We start from the raw sequence: 18,062 nt of genomic DNA on the forward strand, positions 1-18,062 counted from the left end.
ATTCTTTCAAATCTACTATGCAATTTCTTTCATTTATAATGTAACCTTAATTGTTCTTGTTGACAAATATCTTATACTGTTAGTGTTAATATTTTTTCTCATATGATGCACCTATGAAATCTCCCTTTAATAAACGTTTCCTATCATATATAATGAGTTTATTGAATATTTTAGCAGCGGAAGAAAGGAATAATATGATTAGACTAATTGCATTAATGATACTTGTACTTCCCGGTGTTTTAGCGGTATACGGAATTAAATTAATGAGGGATATGGTATTTGGCATTTTACAAAGCCCTTTCCCATCTTTACCTTTGCAGTTTGTGTGTGGATTATTATTTGTTATATTAGGAATTGGCTTTATTGCCGGATTTATTTTGCATCGTGATCGTAAAAGAAATAAAGTGCAAGACCGTTTTAAGAAAGAATCATAAAAAGCGTCAGCATAATAAAAATGCTGACGCTTTTTTGTTTATTCGTGTGGACGATATGTTCACACGCCTAGCTTTTTCAAGAAGCCTTATGCTCTAACCTTAACTTATCGGCAACCATTGCAATGAATTCTGAGTTTGTTGGCTTGGCCTTTGTCATGCTGACTGTATAGCCAAATAAAGAAGAGATAGAGTCAATATTTCCTCTGCTCCATGCCACTTCAATTGCATGACGAATTGCCCTTTCCACTCTACTAGCTGTTGTATTATACTTCTTGGCAATGTCAGGATACAGAACTTTTGTAATTGAGCCAAGTAACTCAATATCATTATATACCATTGAAATCGCCTCTCTTAAATATAAGTAACCCTTTATATGAGCAGGCACACCAATTTCATGTATGATACTTGTAATACTTGCATCGAGATTTTTGGGTTTTGTCTCTGCTTGTGAACGGTAATTGGTTGTAGAAGGTGATTTACGAATCATCGGACTTGATTTTCCGCTCACTTGGCGGATATGACTAGCCAAATTATCCATGTCAAAAGGTTTCAATATAAAATAAGATGCACCAAGATCAACAGCTTTCTTTGTCACGTCTTCTTGACCAAAAGCAGTTAACATAATAACGCTAGGAAGAGTTTTTAAGTTAAGTTCTCTCATTTTTTCGAGAACTGCAAGTCCATCAAGATGCGGCATAATGATGTCTAATACAAGCACATCTGTTTCGATTTCATCAAGAATATTTAAACAGTCTTGTCCATTATGCGCCACTCCGACTATTTCCATATCTTCTTGAGAAGAAATATACTCTTCAAGTAAAGCTACTAGCTCTCGATTGTCATCAACTACACATACTTTGATTTTTTTCACTAATTTTTTCCTCCTCAACCCATAGTTGAATCTATTTTCTATTTTTTTGTCTCTATTTGCTAAGTGACAATTTCGACAAAGGGGATAAAAATCCTTTACCAAATTTTATTTTTCTTTAAAAAACTAATAAAATCTTAAGTTTTCTTTGTTTTCCTCTATTTTTCGACTATAATCGATATCTTTCTTCTTCATTGTCGAAAAATCTTTGTTTCTTTGCTTATTTTAACATATATATGTTAGTCATGCTTTTTCAAATTGAATGATTTAAATCCACATTCACCTTATATATCTAAACAAACAAAAAAGCGGGCAAAACCGCTTTTTTGTTTAAGATGCTCGCTCTTCATGGTTTTCGTAAATATTAATGCCCGCTTCATTTAACATCCATTCAATATGCACACCATAACCACTGGTCGGGTCATTCACAAAAACATGTGTTACCGCTCCTATAACCTTGCCCTTTTGAATAATCGGGCTGCCACTCATACCCTGGACAATACCCCCTGTTTTTTCGAGCAATTCATCGTCAGTGACCTTAATGACCATTCCTTTTGTAGCAGGAAATTTTTGCGGGATCGTACTAACAATTTCGATATCAAACAGTTGAACTTTATCATTTTCAACGACTGTTAGAATTTTTGCTGGTCCTTCCTTTACTTGATGTGAAAGAGCAATTGGCATTGGTTTATCCATTAGCCCGTTAGCCAATCCACGATTAAGCCTTCCAAAAATGCCAAATGGACTATTTCGATCAATGTTGCCTATAACTTCTTTTTCATCTTTAAAGCGTGCTAATTTTTCTCCTGGATTCCCATTACTCCCCTTTTCAATGGAAGTAACAGTAGACCGTAGTATTTGACCATCATCAACGACAATTGGCCTTTTTGTATCCATATCAGAAATAACATGACCAAGAGCACCATATTTTTTTGATTGTGGATGATAAAAAGTCATTGTGCCTATTCCAGCCGCTGAATCACGTATATATAATCCAAGCTTAAAGTTTGGTTCATTTTTATCTTTCAATGGTAATAATTCTGTCTCAAATTTCCCTTCATCACGAGTAACTGATATTTTTAGGGGTTTACCACTATCTCCTGCTGCTTGTACAAATGGAGCAACATCAGACATTTTTTCAATTTTTGTTCCGTTTATTTCTGTAATAATATCACCTATTTTAATACCTGCTAAATCTCCCGGTGACATCTTTCCATTTATTGTATTAATTTGGTGATGTCCGACCACCAATACGCCAACTGTATTCAATTTTACACCTATTGATTGCCCACCCGGTATAACTTTAAAGTCCTTTAAAACTTCCACATCTACTTTTTTTATCGGAAAACCAGCCAAATCAAGAAACATTTCATTCTTGCCTGGTTCATTAGCAGAGAGTGTAATGACTTCTTTATCCTGAACAACCGCCAATTGTCCATCGGGTGCTTGTGTTGTTGCATTTACTGTTTCCGCCATATTATATCGTACTTGTTCACCCTCAAATACGGTAAGGTTTATAGGAATGTGAATATACTCTTGAAACGGTTTAGAAAATCCTATACATATGATTGAAACAAGGAGAATTCCACCAATTATTTTTCTCAATATATCTCTTGTCATTTCAACACTCTCCTCGCTTCTTGTTTCATGGCTACATATATAATTTTGCCTGCTTCAAGAGCAATTATAACTGGCAACTTAATAAAAAAAGCTACCCTCCATTGGATAGCTTTTCATGGTATTTTTACATTTTTGGCAAGGCTCAGTAATTCCTTCGCATGCTCCCTTGTCAGTTCAGTCATTTCCACACCAGAGATCATACGACCAATTTCTTTAATCTTTTCCTCGTCATCCAACGGCTTTACCGTTGTTTTTGTACGGCCAGCTTTGAGTGTTTTAGAAATAAATAAATGCGTATCTGCCATTGCAGCTACTTGTGGCAAATGGGAAATGCAAAGAACTTGCGAATCAATCGCTACTTGATGAATTTTTTCGGCTATAGCTTGTGCGACTCTTCCACTTACCCCTGTATCAACTTCATCAAAAATAATAGATGTTACCCCTTGATGTTTAGAAAAGATACTCTTTAAAGCAAGCATAATTCGGGATAGTTCACCACCTGATGCAATTTTTGATAATGGTTTTAACGGTTCTCCTGGGTTAGTGGATAAGTAAAATTCGACTGTATCAATACCTTTTTTATGAAAGCTTTCTTTATCCGTAATAAAATGGACCTCAAATACAGTCTTTTCCATATAAAGTGCTTTTAATTCACGATGAATCATTTTTGTTAATCGTTCCGCAGCATTTCTTCTTAATTCACTCAATTCCTTTCCTTCGACAAGTAAATCAGCTTGTAATTCTTTAGCCTGCTTGAGCAAGTGTTCGATATGAGTTTCTTTGTTGGTTAATGTTTCAATTTCTTCCTCAATCTTTGCAACATATTCCAATATTTCCTCTATTGATGGTCCATATTTTCGTTTGAGCATATTGATTTCATTTAATCGCTCTTCAATTTCATTCAATCGAACAGGATCAAATTCCATAAAATCTAATTTACTCCTTAAAATAGCTACCGTGTCCTCTAATTGATAAAAACTGTTGGCAACAACTTCTTGCAACTCAACTAACTCTTCATCAACTTCTGCCGATTGTTGAAGGTGATTCATAGCTAAACTAATCCAATCAAGCCCTTTTTGTTCTCCTTGCAAAGCATTATAGCTAATTTTTACGCCTTCATACATCTTCTCAAAATTAAGTAAGCGGTTTCGCTCTTCTAAAAGTGCATCATCTTCATTGAATTTTAAATTGGCGTTTGTTATTTCTTCATATTGAAATTGAATAAGATCCAGGCGATGAGCCATTTGCTGTTCATTTTCTGTTAATGTCTTGATTCTTTTCATTGTTTGCTCGTATTCTCTATAGACCTCTTCGTATTCTTGTCTGCTTTTAGCGATTTTGGTACCACCAAATTGATCTAATAAAGGCAAATGCAAACTTTCATTCATTAATTCTTGGTGTTCATGTTGACCATGTATGTCAATTAGAGTACTACCAATTTCTCGAAGAATAGAAATGGTTACAAGTTTTCCATTTATTCGACAGACACTTTTACCTGATTTAGATATATCTCGTCTTAGAATCAACATTCCTTCATCGATATCTATACCAAATTCTTGCGCCCGTTTGTAACACGGATGTTGTTCATCATCTAATATGAATAAACCCTCTATCTCAGCTTTCTCTTCACCATGTCTTACATACTCTGAAGAACCCCTGCCACCAACAAGCAGGTGAACGGCGTCAATAATAATTGATTTTCCTGCTCCTGTTTCTCCTGAAAGCACAGTTAGACCTTTATTAAAGGCAATTGTGATTGATTCGATAATAGCAAAGTTTCTAATTGATATTTCATTTAACACTGACATTTCACCCCAGCTTATAGCATTTCTAAAAATCTTTTGGAAATCACTTCAGCTTCTTCAGGTGTTCGACAGATAATTAAGCAAGTATCGTCGCCACAAATTGTTCCTAATATTTCATCCCAATCTAGGTTATCCATCAATACACCAATCGCCATTGCATTCCCTGGCAAAACTTTCATCACAAGTAAATGACCGGCAGAATCTAGACGAACAAATGCATCCATTAAGTTACGCTTTAATTTTTGTAAAGGGTTAAAGCGTTGATCAGCTGGTAAACTGTACTTATATCTTCCATCCAAAAGGGGAACTTTCACTAAATGTAGTTCTTTAATATCTCTTGAAACCGTTGCTTGTGTGACGTTAAACCCAGCATTTCTTAACTCTTCTACTAGTTCATCTTGGGTTTCAATATCATTGTTCGTAATTAAATCCCTAATCTTAATATGTCGTTGTCCTTTATTCATTCTTTTCACCTCTATGAATACAAAGCGCTGCCTGAAATCAGCAACACGATTCTTATTATCTTTTAATTCATATGTTAGCTGATTTTCTCTATATTGTACAATTTATTCTGCATAATTTGTGTTTTTTTGGTAAAAAAGATTGTTTCATAAGAGAATTTCAAATCTCATTTATATCCGTTATGATGCCTGACACAAAAGAACAGGCTGGAAAATGCTCCCCTAGCCTGCTCACTTTAGTCTGTGTTCATTCTTTCAGTTTTGCTTTTAATTGCTTGTGGGCTTCTTCTACTACTGATTGGATATCAAAATCATTGGTAGCATGCACTTCCTCTGAACCATGTGGCCACTGCAAATGAGCGAGGAATTCAATATTACCATCTCCACCTGTAATCGGAGAATAGGATAAGCCTTTAATATGATATCCTTCCGTTTGAGCGAAGGTTAGAATTTTATCAATTACTTGTTCATGTACTGACGAATCACGAACAATTCCCTTCTTCCCAACTTGTTCTCTTCCTGCTTCAAATTGAGGCTTGATTAATGCGATCACGTCGCTACCAGGTACGAGTAATGTTCGCAAAACAGGAAGAATTAGTTGTAAAGATATAAATGAGACATCAATGGAAGCTAAATTTGGCATTTGACCGACTAAATCAGCAGGTGTAACATAGCGAAAATTAGTCCGCTCCATTACAACCACACGTTCATCCTGTCTTAGCTTCCAGGCTAACTGATTATATCCAACATCTAGGGCATAAGACATTTGTGCCCCATTTTGCAATGCACAATCTGTAAAGCCCCCTGTTGATGCCCCAATATCTAATAGAATTTTATCTTCAACGGTTAAATCAAATACCTCTAATGCTTTTTCGAGCTTTAAGCCACCTCTACTTACGTAGGGCATTGCTTTCCCTTTGATTTGTAATGGAATATCACTCTTTACCTTTTCTCCAGGTTTATCTAGCCTCATTTCATTACTATAGACGATGCCTGCCATTACCGCTCTTTTTGCTTTCTCTCTTGTTTCTGCCAAGCCTCGTTCTACAAGAAGAACATCCACTCGTTCCTTTTTACTCATTATCGCTTCATGCCCTCTTTTGTTTTTTTTCAGCTAATCTACTCATGCGCTTTACAATTTCTTCAGATGTTAAATTTATCTCTTCTAAGAGTTTGTCCACACTACCATGTTCAATAAAATGATCCGGGATACCAAGTCTATCCACTTTCGCATGATGGTAATGATGATCATGAGCAAATTCTAACACGGCGCTACCAAATCCACCTTGTAAGACGGCTTCTTCAACTGTCAAAATAGGCATGTTCATACTAAAAATATCATGTAACATTGTCTCATCTAATGGTTTAATAAAACGGGCATTAACAACTTTTACTGAATAGCCTTTCGCTTCAAGAAGAGCTGCCGCTTCCATAGCCATTGGAATGGTTGTTCCAAATGTTAAAATAGCTGCGTCTTTACCTTCTTTTAACACTTCCCATGAACCAATTGGAAGTGCCGTCATCTTCTCATCAATCTCAACTCCAAGTCCATTTCCTCTTGGAAACCTCATTGCAATTGGACCATCATTGTATTGAATAGCGGTATATGTCATATGACGACCTTCATTTTCATCTTTTGGCATCATCAGTACCATATTTGGTAAATGTCTTAAAAAGGCAATATCGAAAACACCTTGGTGCGTTTCTCCATCAGCACCTACTAACCCAGCACGATCGATCCCAATAAAAACATTTAGGTTTTGCCTAGCAATATCGTGGACCACTTGATCATACGCTCTTTGTAAAAATGTCGAATAAATTGCTAAAAATGGCTTCATTCCTTGTGTAGCAAGACCTGCCGCTACTGTAGCCGCATGTTGTTCCGCTATTCCTACATCAAACATGCGATCGGGAAATTCACTTGCAAAACCTTCTAACTTAGATCCCACAGGCATCGCAGGCGTAATGGCAACAATTCGTTCATCTTCTCTTGCCAATTCTCTGACTGTTTCACTAACTAACTTACTCCATGCCGGTGCAGTATTAACAGGTTTCAGGAAGTCACCTGTTTCCGTTTTATAAGGGCCTGTTCCATGCCAAGTACCAACTGTATCACGTTCTGCAGGTTCAAAACCCTTTCCTTTTTTCGTAATTACATGTAAGAGAACTGGACCTTCTGTTTTCTTGGCATAATTAATGTTCTCAAATAATTCTTCATAATTATGACCATCAATTGGTCCAAGATAAGTAAAGCCGAGTTCCTCAAAAAACACGCCTGAAACAAGTAAATACTTTAAGCTATCTTTTAATCTTTCAGCTGTTGAAGCAATTTTACCACCGACAGCTGGGATCTTTTTCAGAAAAGCTTCTAACTCATCTTTTGCCCATTGGTATTTCCCCGCAGTTCTAAGACGACCTAAAACATTATGAAGGGCGCCAACATTAGGAGCGATTGACATTTCATTATCATTCAAAACAACAATCATGTTTTTCTGCTCGTGACCAATATGGTTGAGCGCTTCTAATGCCATTCCACCAGTCAAGGCACCGTCCCCTATTACTGGTATCACATGGCTATTTTCTTTTTTAATATCTCTTGCAATGACCATTCCCATAGCACCTGATAAAGAGGTGGAGCTATGGCCGGTTTCCCATACATCATGAGGACTTTCGATCATTTTAGGAAACCCGCATAATCCTTTATACTTTCTTAACGTATCGAATTGGCTAGCTCTACCAGTAAGGATTTTGTGAACATATGACTGATGCCCAACATCCCATAAAATTTTATCTGTTGGGCTATCAAACGCTTTATGCAGAGCAATGGTCAATTCAACAACACCTAGATTAGGCCCAATATGGCCACCAGTAACTGACAATTTTTCAATCAAAAAATGTCTAATTTCCGAGGCTAGATTCTCTAATTCCTCATTAGAGAGCTTCTTTAAAAAGCTTGGGTCTTTAATTGATAACAGATCCATAAGACGGATCACTCACTTTCATTACTTATTCATAAATTGAGTATACTTCTTCTCATTTCCTTTTCATGATTAGTACTAGATTACAGCAAAAATAAAAATAAGCCAAATGTTATCCCTTTTAATGGTTTCTTTCAGCTAGCATATCTGTAATTTTTTCCAAGTAATAAGTATTCAAACCTGTTTTTGCTAATTTTTCTTTCGCTAACTGTGTATGCTCATCAAGAGCTGCTTTTGCACCATTCATTGTTAATATGCTTGGATAAGTACTTTTCGCATTGACTTCATCACTACCTACCGGCTTACCAATTAGTTCCTCAGAACCTTCTAAATCTAAAATGTCATCTCTTATTTGGAAGGCTAGACCTAAATGTGTGGAAAATTCAAGTAAAAGCTGCTTTTCCTTATCTGAGGCACCAGCTAAAATGGCACCAGCCATGACACCAAAACTTAGTAACTTTCCTGTTTTATGTACATGAATGTATTCTAATTCAGGAAGTGTAAGTGTTTTCTTTTCACCCAACATATCAGCAACTTGGCCACCAACCATGCCTTCTGCTCCTGCTGATTGAGCAAATTCTTTAATTAAAGCTAATTTAGCTTCAGGAGAAGCAAATGCTTCATCCGTTTCTGCAATTAATTGAAAGCTAAAAGTTAAAAGCGCGTCCCCTGCTAAGATTGCATTGGCTTCCCCATACACTTTATGGTTTGTCGGCTTTCCTCTTCTTAAATCATCATCATCCATACTAGGAAGGTCATCGTGAATAAGAGAGTATGTGTGCACCATTTCAAGTGCGCATGCACTGTTAAGCCCTTTAATTGTTTCTTGTCCATAAGCAGCTAAAGTAGCGAAGAGCAATAAAGGTCTGATGCGTTTACCTCCAGCCGATAAAGAATATTGCATTGCTTCTTTTAGCACAGCTGGAGATTCTAATCTCTCTACAAAGGATGCCATTTTCTCTTCCAGTAGTGTTTTATGATGTTGTGAAAAAGCTTGTAGTGACTCACCCATTCTCCCTACTCCTCCTCATGTATAACAAACGGCTGTTTTTTTCCATCATCAGTAATCATTTCTGTTAATTGTTCTTCTACATTTTTTAGTTTATCGTGACAAAGCTTGGAAAGTTCCATCCCATTTTTATAAATGGAAATAGCCTCTTCTAGAGGGACATCCCCTTCCTCTAACTTTTCTACGATTTGCTCAAGCTGCTCCATTGCTTCTTCGAAAGTAGGTGTTTTCTCTTTAGCCATTACTTTTCACCTCGATTATCGATTATATTCTTTACTTCAGCTAAGATCGTTCCATCTTTTACCTTTACTTTTATTTCGTCATTTTGTTTAACTTGATGAATAGATTTGATGAGTTCTTCTTTTTCCGAATACAGTAAACTATAACCACGGTCCATAATCTTTAAAGGACTTAACGTCTCTAATTTTGATATAAGATGTGAGAATTCCCTTTGCTTTCGCTCATTCATGACATTCATGGAACGCCTTAACCGTTTATTCATATCTATATATAGCTTTCTGCTTTCTATGGCTAATGAGTGTGGTGGTGTTCTTAGCAAGCGTTTTCGTTGCTGATCGACTTGTTCCTGCTTATATTTTAATAAACGTATTGTACTTTTAATTAATTGTTCTTTCGTACGATCAACTTGTTCTAATTTTTGCTCATAAAGTTTTTGGGGGTATCGAAAAGCATAAGATTTCTCCACTCTATGAAGACGTTCAAACTGCCTTGTTAACCTCTCCCTCGTTGCTCGGATCATCCGTGCTTGTTGGTTATGGATCCGTTCACTTAGGTCATCTATATGAGGCACTGAAAGCTCAGCAGCACCGGTCGGGGTCGGTGCCCTTAAATCTGCGACAAAGTCTGCAATCGTAAAATCCGTCTCGTGACCAACCGCTGATATAATTGGGATAGATGAAGCAAATATCCCTCTAATCACTTCTTCTTCATTAAATGCCCATAACTCTTCAATTGAACCTCCACCTCTACCAACAATTAACACATCAACCTCTTTCCTTTCATTCGCTCGATTGATTTGTTGAGTGATGGAAGGTGCGGCCCCTTTTCCTTGTACAAGTGCTGGGTAAATATAAATAGGAACAGCAGGATATCGGCGTTTCAATGTTGTAATCATATCTCTGATTGCTGCACCAGTTGGTGAAGTAATCAGCCCGATCGCTTTCGGATACTTAGGAATCGGTTGCTTATATTTCTCTGAGAACAACCCTTCCTTTTCAAGTTTCTGTTTTAACTGTTCATAGGCTAGATAAAGGTCACCAATACCATCAGGGGTCATTTCTTTCACATATATTTGATATTGTCCACTTGCTTCATATAAGGACAAATCACCGGTAATAAGAACATTCATCCCATTCTCAGGGACAAATTTCATCGTTTGATTGTATCTTGAAAACATCACTGCAAGAACTCTTGATTTCTCATCTTTTAATGTAAAATACATATGACCACTCGAATGGCGCTTGAAATTTGAGATTTCACCTTTGACCATTACTTGTTGTAAATGTGGATCTCTATCAAATTTCCGCTTTATATATTTTGTTAATGCGTAAACTGTTAAATATCTCTTTTCTTCCATTCTTATCTCCTTCTTTATTACAACGAATTAATTGTAATAGGAAAGTTTAAGCAGCGGATTCAAATGATGTAATCGCATAAAATAGATGCTCTTAATTCTCACTATAATTTTCTTTTATTTTTGATAATACACTATTTATAAACTTTGGCGATTGGTCGTCTCCATACATCTTTGCAATCTCAATGGCTTCATTAATAACAACATTAACCGGTATATCATCCTCGCTAAAAGCAAATTCAAAAGTGCTAAGACGTAGTAAATTGCGATCCACGGTTGCCAAACGATCCAATTTCCAGTTCTCCAGATTGTTAGATATTAATTCATCAATCTGGGCTTTATGCTGAAGAACACCACTGACAAGATGGTTTAAATAAGCATCCTCTCGCTGTTCATCTAACACATGATGAATGGCCTCATTCATTTCCGTTCCACTTAAATCGATTTGAAATAGCGCTTGCAATGCTTTTTCTCTTGCTGTTCTTCTTTTCATTCTTATTTCTCCTTTGTCATTCAATCTATTATATAAATGTCCTCGTGGATTTCTTTAACGACACATAAAAAAACACATAAGAAGATAATAGCATAACTGACTATGATTCGCACAGTGTAGTCAATAATTTTTCCTCTATTTTTACTTACAGTCTGATGAACTTTAAATAATGAGAACATAGTTATTAATATGAATAGACTTATCTAAAATTTGTTGAAACAAACCTTTAAGTCATGAAGCGGATATATCAATACAAAAAAAAGACGACTAAAGACACCGATGTCTCTAGTCGCTTTTTTTGTCTTTTTATATTTCTTGTTCGTATTCATCTTCTTGTTTTTGGCTTTCAAAAAGAATACCAACTACATGAATATTAATTTCTTTCGTTTCAAGCGCTGTCATATTTAATAGAGCTTGACGAATATTATCTTGAATACTTTGTGCAACAGTTGGAATAGATACGCCAAATTTCATTAAACAGTAGACATCCACTTTAATGCCTTCTTCAGCTAATTCGACTTTTACACCTTTTCCATGGTTTTTCTTGCCTAATTTTTCAACTACACCTGATGCGAAGTTGCCGCGCATTTGTGCAACACCTTCCACTTCAGATGCCGCAATTCCTGCAATTACTTCAATTACTTCAGGTGCAATTTCCACCTTACCTAACCCTGTTTCCTCTTGGTTCATTTCTAGAATATTTTGATCGCTCATTTTGAAACCTCCAATTCTTATTCAGATTTCATAACGTCATTCAATTCCAGGAATTTCGTATTAAACTCCCCTGCAACAAAATTCTCATTCTCAAGAAGTCTTAAGTGGAACGGGATTGTAGTATGAACACCTTCAATAACGAATTCACTTAGTGCTCGTTTCATTCTAGCAATTGTTTCCTCCCTCGTATCACCATAAGTAATCACTTTTGCAATCATTGAATCATAATACGGAGGAATCGTATATCCAGGATATGCAGCAGAATCAACACGAACACCTAAACCACCTGGTGGAAGGTACATCGAAATTTTCCCTGCTGATGGCATAAAGTTTTTCGCCGGGTTCTCTGCATTTATTCGACATTCCATCGCCCATCCACTATAAGTAACATCCTGTTGGGTCATACCTAAACGTTCACCAGAAGCAACTTTAATTTGCTCTTTAATCAAGTCAACGCCTGTTACCATTTCTGTTACTGGATGTTCCACTTGAATACGTGTATTCATTTCCATGAAATAAAACTTACGGTTATGATAATCATAAATAAACTCGATTGTACCTGCACCGGTATAATTTACTGCTTCTGCAGCTTTTACTGCAGCTTTCCCCATTTCTTCACGTGTTTCACCATCTAAGGCTGGAGAAGGCGTTTCTTCAAGTAGTTTTTGCAATCTTCTCTGAATGGAACAATCTCTCTCTCCAAGGTGAATCGTATTTCCATAAGTATCTGCTAGTACTTGAATTTCTACATGTCTAAAATCTTCAATGTATTTTTCAATGTATACACCTGCATTACCAAAAGCTGTTAATGCTTCCTGCTGTGTAATGTTGATTCCTTTCGTTAACTCTTCTTCATTACGTGCGACGCGAATTCCTTTACCGCCACCGCCAGCAGTTGCCTTTATAATAACAGGATAGTCTATTTTTTGCACCAATTCAAGCGCTTCACTAATGTCTTCAATAATTCCATTTGAACCAGGTACGATTGGTACGCCTGCTTCCTTCATCGTTTCACGAGCAATATCTTTCGTACCCATCTTGGCAATCGCTTCTGGAGTTGGCCCAATGAATGTAATATGACACTCGCGACATAATTCTGCAAAGTCACTGTTCTCTGCTAGAAAACCGTAACCTGGATGGATCGCATCGCAATCTGTTAACTTCGCCACACTAATGATACTAGTGAAGTTTAAGTAACTATCCTTTGAAGAAACTGGACCAATACAATAAGCTTCATCAGCAAGCTGAACATGTAGAGCTTCTTTATCACCTTCTGAATAGACAGCTACACTTTCAATACCCATTTCACGACATGCACGAATAATACGTACAGCGATTTCTCCTCTATTTGCGATTAATACTTTTTTTATCATCGACAAAAGCCCTCCTTACTCAGGCTTCACTAAAAATAATGGTTGCCCGTATTCAACTAATTGACCATCTTTAACTAAAATTTCCACAATTTCTCCATCTACTTCTGCTTCGATTTCATTGAATAATTTCATTGCTTCAACAATACACAGAATAGAATCTTTGGTGATTTTAGAACCAACTTTTACATATGCATCTGCATCTGGTGAGGATGACTGATAAAAAGTTCCAACCATAGGAGAAACTACTTGATGCAGATTTGAAGTATCTTTATCTTCATTCTTTTCATTTACTTGTTCTACTTTTTGTACTTCCATTTGGACTGCTGCTGTTTTCTGAGGTTGTTCAGGAGGCGCTACTACAGCCTGTGCCTGTGGTTGAACAACTGGTACTGCTGCAGGTTGAATAGCAGTGACATTTTTCTTCATTTCTACTTTTGTACCTTCATGTTCATAAACAAATTCATCAATATTTGATTGATCAACTAATTTAATCAATTCACGAATTTCTTGGACTTTTAGCATTCTTACACCCCTGTTCTTCATTTACGCTTCAACTTTAATAGATGAAATACTAGTTATGTAAAATAATTATGACTAGCTACTATAATCATACGCTAAGACCTAATGAAAGTTCAACACTAACTTTAATAGTAAATATTATCCAAATAATAAATCTCCCTCTAAATACACCACTTATATCCCTTTCTTTCCTTCTGATTTATTAAGAGAACAAGTGAAAGTTGAAGTTCTTCATTTTTGCTAGGCTCGGATTATTTAACTATGTAAAATATTTCATCAGTCAAACACGTACAAAAATTATGCACTTATCAAAAACTATTATCTAACTATTGTAATTATTTTATCATTCCCCTATAAATAAATGCAAAAAACTGAGCGACTGTATTCATCGCTCAGTTTTCATACTACTTACTTACTTGAAATTCTACTGCTACCAAAGCTTGTGTGCCTAACTCATTCATTACTTCTCTAATAATCTTGTTTGCTTCAGCTTTTGATTGTTCTTCCGCCTTAACAACCACTTTTACATTGGCACCATCAGCTTTCACAAGAACATCTTCGTAGTTCATTGATTTTATCAAGTTCTCTAACATTTCTTCCTTAGCAGCTAACTCATTAAGTGAATCAAGTTGATCCTTCGCTTCACTTCTTTCCTCTGCAGGTAATTCTGTCGAAGCTGCGACTTCTGTTAATCTTTCTTTTTCCATACTTCTTTCGTTCATTTGATCAAGTCTCTCTTGGGCAAATTCTTCATCAGATGCTACATCTGAAATTACCGCACCACCGGTTTCTGCATTTTCATTTTCTTCTTGGTCATTTCCCGCAAGATTCATTTGTCCATCTGGAGAAGTTAAGTAATAAATTGACAGAACAACGACTAAACTCAACATAGTTAATAACCATACCGTTTGCTTTTTTAATAACATCATTAAATCCCCCTTAAACATTATTTTTTCTTAGGTAAAACAGAAACTTTATGTGCAGGTACATCTAGTACACGTGAGACAGCTTCCACAATCCATGTTTTCACTTGGATATTATCAGCACCTTTTGCTACTATGAGAACGCCTCTTATATTAGGCTTTTTTGTTTCTATTACAATTGGAACTTCTTTTTCTCCTTCACGGATGATGACAACCTGTTCTTCTTTCGATTGATCTTCCACCACCCTTTTGCCACCTTCTCTATCCGTCTCATCAGTAATTTGTCCTTGATTCGTTGTATTTTTTTCTAATACTTTTTTCTCTGTGGAATCAACATTTACAACAATAGAGACATCATCCACTCCAACTATTGTGTCAAGCGCTTCTTTAATCTGTGCTTCATATGCCTTTTCATAATCAGCAATTGAATTGGCTGATTGTGGTTTAGATTGTCCAAAGACTTCTTGCTCTTTCTCTGTTTGCTCACTCTCGGAGTTAAAGACAGAGACTTCATCAGACGTGTCATTATTAAAAAATATATTACTAATTAGCATAATCGCGGCACCAAATAAGAGAACGATCATCAAGTATTGAACTTTACCGGGTTTTTTTTCGCCATCTTTTTCTTTTGATAACCATTCTTTCAGTAATGTAATTGGTCCTTTTTTACCCATCGTTTTTCGCCATCCCCCCTTCTTCTAAAAATACTTCCATCACTTTTTCATCGATTTCCCAATTAGTAGACAGAAGAGAAGTAATATCACCTGGGACAGTAGTTGTTGCTTCTGATTCAATCGGCTTTCCTGTGTCTACTTCTACATTTTGGACAACTTCAACTGCTTCTTGTTCCCCTTCTTCTACTGGTTGTACTTGCACATAGACCTTTTGAAGGTTTTGAGGGAACTCAAGCTCGGACCTATCGTCTTCAATCATTTCTATCTTTGTAATTTCTAAACCGTACTTTTCTACCAACTCCTCATTCGCCGATGCTTTCATGGCTTTTTCTACGTTTTCTAAAGCATATGCACGAGAGGAGGCTTGTATTTCTTTTTTTTGCATTTCTATTGAATTTTCTATTTCTTCTTTTGAAGAAGTAGACTCAATTGATGGTAACGACATAATCGTTTGTTCGAAATCACTAGAAACAAATTTAAATATAGGAGTTAAAATAATCGCTATTAATAATAAGCCCGTAACCATTTTTGTGTATTTCTGTAGCTTTGAACTTGGAAGAATCATATCAATAACCGTTGCTAGCAAAATAAATATGATAATTGTTGTAATCCATTCTTTTAAAAATTCCATTAGCGACCCTCCCTATCTCACCATCATCGTGAGATTTCCAGCTACGATCACGACAGTAATACTAAGAAAAAACATAAGAGACACAATGGCTAATGCTGCAAATACATACATGACACTTTTACTGATAATATCTAAACATTTAATAATCGGCCCTCCGCCTAAAGGTTGAAGAACAGCTGCTGCAAATTTATATATAAACGCAATCATTAATATTTTGATTGCAGGAAAAGCTACTATAATCATCAAAATGGCGACACCAGCAATTCCGACAGTGTTTTTCAATAATACAGATGCTGTCACTACCGTATCCGTTGCGTCTGTGAACATTCGCCCGATTACAGGGATAAAATTACTTGTTACATACTTCGCTGTTTTTAGTGTGACACCATCTGTAATGGCTGTAGAAACTCCTTGGATTGATATCACAGCCAAAAACACAGTAAGGAAAATACCGAGTAAGCCCACACTCCAATTCCTCAAGAGGTTCCCCAATTGTGTAACCTTATATTGATCTGACAAAGTACTGACGATATGCAGTAGCGTGGATAAAAAAAGCAAAGGAAACACAACATATTGAATTAACACACCACTCGTATTCATTAAGAAGAGAATAACTGGATGAAAAAAGGCTGCTGAGATGAGTCCACCTGAGGAGGCAATTAATGCTAGCAGCAAAGGAATGAGCGCTAGAATGAATGAAGTCATCTTATGGACAGTATCACTTGCATACTCCATCGCGATATGGAAGCTATTCAATGCTAAAATAACCAATACCATCAAAACAATCGCATAAGCGACTTTACTTACTGTTCCGGATTCGAAAGCATTTTGCAATGATTGCAGAAACATGCTAAATACAGCTAGTAAGATTAAGGTTCCTAAAAGTTTTCCATTTACAACAAATTCATGAAAAACGAATTTAAGTATGCCTAATGCCCATTGATCAAACGAAAACTCTTTTTCACCTTTTATAAAATCGTAAATGCTGCCCTTTTGACTTTCCGGCAAAAAACCTCCATATTCATTGGTGATATCTTCCCAGAATCCCTTTAATTCATCCAAATGGAGTGTATCTATTTGTGACTCTACAATATCTTCCGGATTAAAAACTTCTTGAGCTTCTTCAGTTCGGTATTCATCTGGCTTATCTGCCTCTTCATCTGAGGCATGTACAATGTGGCTTGTCATGAAAATAAACAACATACTAAACAGCAATGTTTTCAATAAATAGTGCTTCATCTTTTACACCTCTTTATATAGGGAAGGTGCTACTCTCTTATGATGTTGTCATTTTCTATTCACACCGCATGGGTGGCTCCTTCTTTTTCTCTTTACACTGATTAACTTGGGATCATTTGAATAATTGTTTCAATCAAAACCGTTAATATCGGGATAGCCATTGCTAAGATAAAAATCTTCCCTGCCATCTCAATCTTTGCAGCAATTGCACCTTGACCAGCATCTTTCGTAATTTGCGAGGCAAATTCTGCAATATAGGCTATACCCACTATTTTCAGTATGGTCTCCAAATACACCATATTAATATTGGCATTAACAGCAATGCGCTCTATCATATGAATAATCATATATATCTGATCGACAAGATATAAAAAAATCGTACAACCAACAAAAACAACTAAAAGAAAAGCAAAGTTAGGTTTTTGTTCTTTGATAATTAGTGCCAAGAATGTAGCTATTAAAGCAATGCCTACTATTTTAAGAATATCAATGGCATACCTCTCCCTTCTTATTGAAATAAGAATACTGATTTGATTTTTTGAAAGAGGTTATCTACCACTGATGCAACCAGAAATAAAATATAGATAAATCCAAACAAAGTGACCCATTGGGCATATTCTTTCTTTCCCACTTGGTCAAGAATCGTGTGTAAAAAAGCGACGACTATCCCAACACCGGCAATTTTAAAAATAATCTCGACATCTAATCCCATTATTTTCTCCTCCTA

General features: G+C 36.2%; 20 protein-coding genes. 1 reads left to right on the top strand and 19 read right to left on the bottom strand.

The window, feature by feature from the left end; genetic code table 11:
• The first annotated feature begins 194 nt into the window (after positions 1-194).
• Complete coding sequence (locus MKY26_RS09690; protein ID WP_095373649.1) at positions 195-434, top strand: DUF2627 domain-containing protein; 240 nt, start codon at positions 195-197, stop codon at positions 432-434.
• A gap of 76 nt (positions 435-510) precedes the next feature.
• On the opposite strand, the gene spo0A is transcribed toward MKY26_RS09690, so the two are convergent.
• The 19 genes from spo0A to spoIIIAC all read right to left on the bottom strand — a co-directional run bounded on the left by spo0A (position 511) and on the right by spoIIIAC (position 18,047).
• On the bottom strand, positions 511-1,305 hold the full coding sequence (spo0A, locus tag MKY26_RS09695) for a sporulation transcription factor Spo0A (RefSeq protein WP_307312941.1): 795 nt from the start codon (positions 1,303-1,305) through the stop codon (positions 511-513).
• 327 nt (positions 1,306-1,632) lie between these two features.
• Positions 1,633-2,922 carry a SpoIVB peptidase gene (gene spoIVB, locus MKY26_RS09700; RefSeq protein ID WP_095372621.1) on the bottom strand — a complete coding sequence of 430 codons (1,290 nt, stop codon included), beginning with the start codon at positions 2,920-2,922 and terminating at the stop codon, positions 1,633-1,635.
• 113 nt (positions 2,923-3,035) lie between these two features.
• Positions 3,036-4,724 carry a DNA repair protein RecN gene (recN, locus tag MKY26_RS09705; protein WP_340975440.1) on the bottom strand — a complete coding sequence of 563 codons (1,689 nt, stop codon included), beginning with the start codon at positions 4,722-4,724 and terminating at the stop codon, positions 3,036-3,038.
• A gap of 17 nt (positions 4,725-4,741) precedes the next feature.
• Entirely contained in the window at positions 4,742-5,191 is a 450-nt protein-coding gene (gene ahrC / locus MKY26_RS09710) for a transcriptional regulator AhrC/ArgR (RefSeq protein ID WP_095372619.1), read from the bottom strand.
• 244 nt (positions 5,192-5,435) lie between these two features.
• Positions 5,436-6,272 (bottom strand): TlyA family RNA methyltransferase, encoded by an 837-nt coding sequence (locus MKY26_RS09715; protein WP_307313730.1) that lies wholly within the window; start codon positions 6,270-6,272, stop codon positions 5,436-5,438.
• Positions 6,273-6,276: 4 nt separating this feature from the next.
• Positions 6,277-8,169, bottom strand: a complete 1,893-nt coding sequence (gene dxs / locus MKY26_RS09720; RefSeq protein ID WP_340975443.1) for a 1-deoxy-D-xylulose-5-phosphate synthase — start codon at positions 8,167-8,169, stop codon at positions 6,277-6,279.
• A 118-nt stretch (positions 8,170-8,287) separates the two neighbouring features.
• The gene (locus MKY26_RS09725; RefSeq protein WP_095372616.1) at positions 8,288-9,178 is read right to left on the bottom strand and encodes a polyprenyl synthetase family protein; all 891 of its coding nucleotides are present in this window, start codon (positions 9,176-9,178) and stop codon (positions 8,288-8,290) included.
• A 5-nt stretch (positions 9,179-9,183) separates the two neighbouring features.
• Positions 9,184-9,417: an exodeoxyribonuclease VII small subunit gene (locus MKY26_RS09730; RefSeq protein ID WP_095372615.1), complete on the bottom strand. Its 234-nt coding sequence runs from the start codon at positions 9,415-9,417 to the stop codon at positions 9,184-9,186.
• Entirely contained in the window at positions 9,417-10,772 is a 1,356-nt protein-coding gene (xseA, locus tag MKY26_RS09735) for an exodeoxyribonuclease VII large subunit (RefSeq protein ID WP_307312936.1), read from the bottom strand. Before xseA ends, MKY26_RS09730 begins: the two co-directional genes overlap by 1 nt.
• 91 nt (positions 10,773-10,863) lie before the next feature.
• Positions 10,864-11,262 (bottom strand): transcription antitermination factor NusB, encoded by a 399-nt coding sequence (gene nusB / locus MKY26_RS09740; protein WP_340975446.1) that lies wholly within the window; start codon positions 11,260-11,262, stop codon positions 10,864-10,866.
• Positions 11,263-11,568: 306 nt separating this feature from the next.
• Entirely contained in the window at positions 11,569-11,976 is a 408-nt protein-coding gene (locus MKY26_RS09745; RefSeq protein ID WP_095372612.1) for an Asp23/Gls24 family envelope stress response protein, read from the bottom strand.
• Positions 11,977-11,993: 17 nt separating this feature from the next.
• The gene (gene accC / locus MKY26_RS09750; RefSeq protein ID WP_095372611.1) at positions 11,994-13,349 is read right to left on the bottom strand and encodes an acetyl-CoA carboxylase biotin carboxylase subunit; all 1,356 of its coding nucleotides are present in this window, start codon (positions 13,347-13,349) and stop codon (positions 11,994-11,996) included.
• A gap of 15 nt (positions 13,350-13,364) precedes the next feature.
• Complete coding sequence (gene accB / locus MKY26_RS09755) at positions 13,365-13,871, bottom strand: acetyl-CoA carboxylase biotin carboxyl carrier protein (RefSeq protein ID WP_095372610.1); 507 nt, start codon at positions 13,869-13,871, stop codon at positions 13,365-13,367.
• 401 nt (positions 13,872-14,272) lie between these two features.
• Positions 14,273-14,797 (bottom strand): SpoIIIAH-like family protein, encoded by a 525-nt coding sequence (locus MKY26_RS09760; protein WP_341096400.1) that lies wholly within the window; start codon positions 14,795-14,797, stop codon positions 14,273-14,275.
• 17 nt (positions 14,798-14,814) lie between these two features.
• Positions 14,815-15,465, bottom strand: a complete 651-nt coding sequence (gene spoIIIAG, locus MKY26_RS09765) for a stage III sporulation protein AG (protein ID WP_340975454.1) — start codon at positions 15,463-15,465, stop codon at positions 14,815-14,817.
• Positions 15,458-16,096 (bottom strand): stage III sporulation protein AF, encoded by a 639-nt coding sequence (gene spoIIIAF, locus MKY26_RS09770; protein ID WP_095372607.1) that lies wholly within the window; start codon positions 16,094-16,096, stop codon positions 15,458-15,460. The genes spoIIIAG and spoIIIAF overlap by 8 nt, the downstream gene beginning before the upstream one ends.
• Before the next feature lie 12 nt (positions 16,097-16,108).
• Positions 16,109-17,335, bottom strand: a complete 1,227-nt coding sequence (spoIIIAE, locus tag MKY26_RS09775; RefSeq protein WP_095372606.1) for a stage III sporulation protein AE — start codon at positions 17,333-17,335, stop codon at positions 16,109-16,111.
• Positions 17,336-17,436: 101 nt separating this feature from the next.
• A complete protein-coding gene (gene spoIIIAD, locus MKY26_RS09780; protein ID WP_095372605.1) occupies positions 17,437-17,826 on the bottom strand; it encodes a stage III sporulation protein AD in 390 nt (129 codons plus the stop codon).
• Between the two features lie 17 nt (positions 17,827-17,843).
• Entirely contained in the window at positions 17,844-18,047 is a 204-nt protein-coding gene (gene spoIIIAC, locus MKY26_RS09785; protein WP_095372604.1) for a stage III sporulation protein AC, read from the bottom strand.
• Between the last annotated feature and the right edge of the window lie 15 nt (positions 18,048-18,062).

It is taken from the genome of Cytobacillus sp. FSL R7-0680 (assembly GCF_038009245.1).
Classification (GTDB): domain Bacteria; phylum Bacillota; class Bacilli; order Bacillales; family Cytobacillaceae; genus Cytobacillus; species Cytobacillus kochii.

Coding starts and splice junctions, on each gene's coding strand:
- MKY26_RS09730 (WP_095372615.1), bottom strand. CDS start 9,417: ATGGCTAAAGAGAAAACACCTACTTTCGAAGAAGCAATGGAGCAGCTT.
- spoIIIAC (WP_095372604.1), bottom strand. CDS start 18,047: ATGGGATTAGATGTCGAGATTATTTTTAAAATTGCCGGTGTTGGGATA.
- MKY26_RS09760 (WP_341096400.1), bottom strand. CDS start 14,797: ATGATGTTATTAAAAAAGCAAACGGTATGGTTATTAACTATGTTGAGT.
- spoIIIAF (WP_095372607.1), bottom strand. CDS start 16,096: ATGGAATTTTTAAAAGAATGGATTACAACAATTATCATATTTATTTTG.
- accB (WP_095372610.1), bottom strand. CDS start 13,871: ATGCTAAAAGTCCAAGAAATTCGTGAATTGATTAAATTAGTTGATCAA.
- xseA (WP_307312936.1), bottom strand. CDS start 10,772: ATGGAAGAAAAGAGATATTTAACAGTTTACGCATTAACAAAATATATA.
- nusB (WP_340975446.1), bottom strand. CDS start 11,262: ATGAAAAGAAGAACAGCAAGAGAAAAAGCATTGCAAGCGCTATTTCAA.
- MKY26_RS09725 (WP_095372616.1), bottom strand. CDS start 9,178: ATGGGTGAGTCACTACAAGCTTTTTCACAACATCATAAAACACTACTG.
- MKY26_RS09690 (WP_095373649.1), top strand. CDS start 195: ATGATTAGACTAATTGCATTAATGATACTTGTACTTCCCGGTGTTTTA.
- ahrC (WP_095372619.1), bottom strand. CDS start 5,191: ATGAATAAAGGACAACGACATATTAAGATTAGGGATTTAATTACGAAC.
- accC (WP_095372611.1), bottom strand. CDS start 13,349: ATGATAAAAAAAGTATTAATCGCAAATAGAGGAGAAATCGCTGTACGT.
- spoIIIAE (WP_095372606.1), bottom strand. CDS start 17,335: ATGAAGCACTATTTATTGAAAACATTGCTGTTTAGTATGTTGTTTATT.
- MKY26_RS09745 (WP_095372612.1), bottom strand. CDS start 11,976: ATGAGCGATCAAAATATTCTAGAAATGAACCAAGAGGAAACAGGGTTA.
- spoIIIAG (WP_340975454.1), bottom strand. CDS start 15,465: ATGGGTAAAAAAGGACCAATTACATTACTGAAAGAATGGTTATCAAAA.
- dxs (WP_340975443.1), bottom strand. CDS start 8,169: ATGGATCTGTTATCAATTAAAGACCCAAGCTTTTTAAAGAAGCTCTCT.
- spoIVB (WP_095372621.1), bottom strand. CDS start 2,922: ATGACAAGAGATATATTGAGAAAAATAATTGGTGGAATTCTCCTTGTT.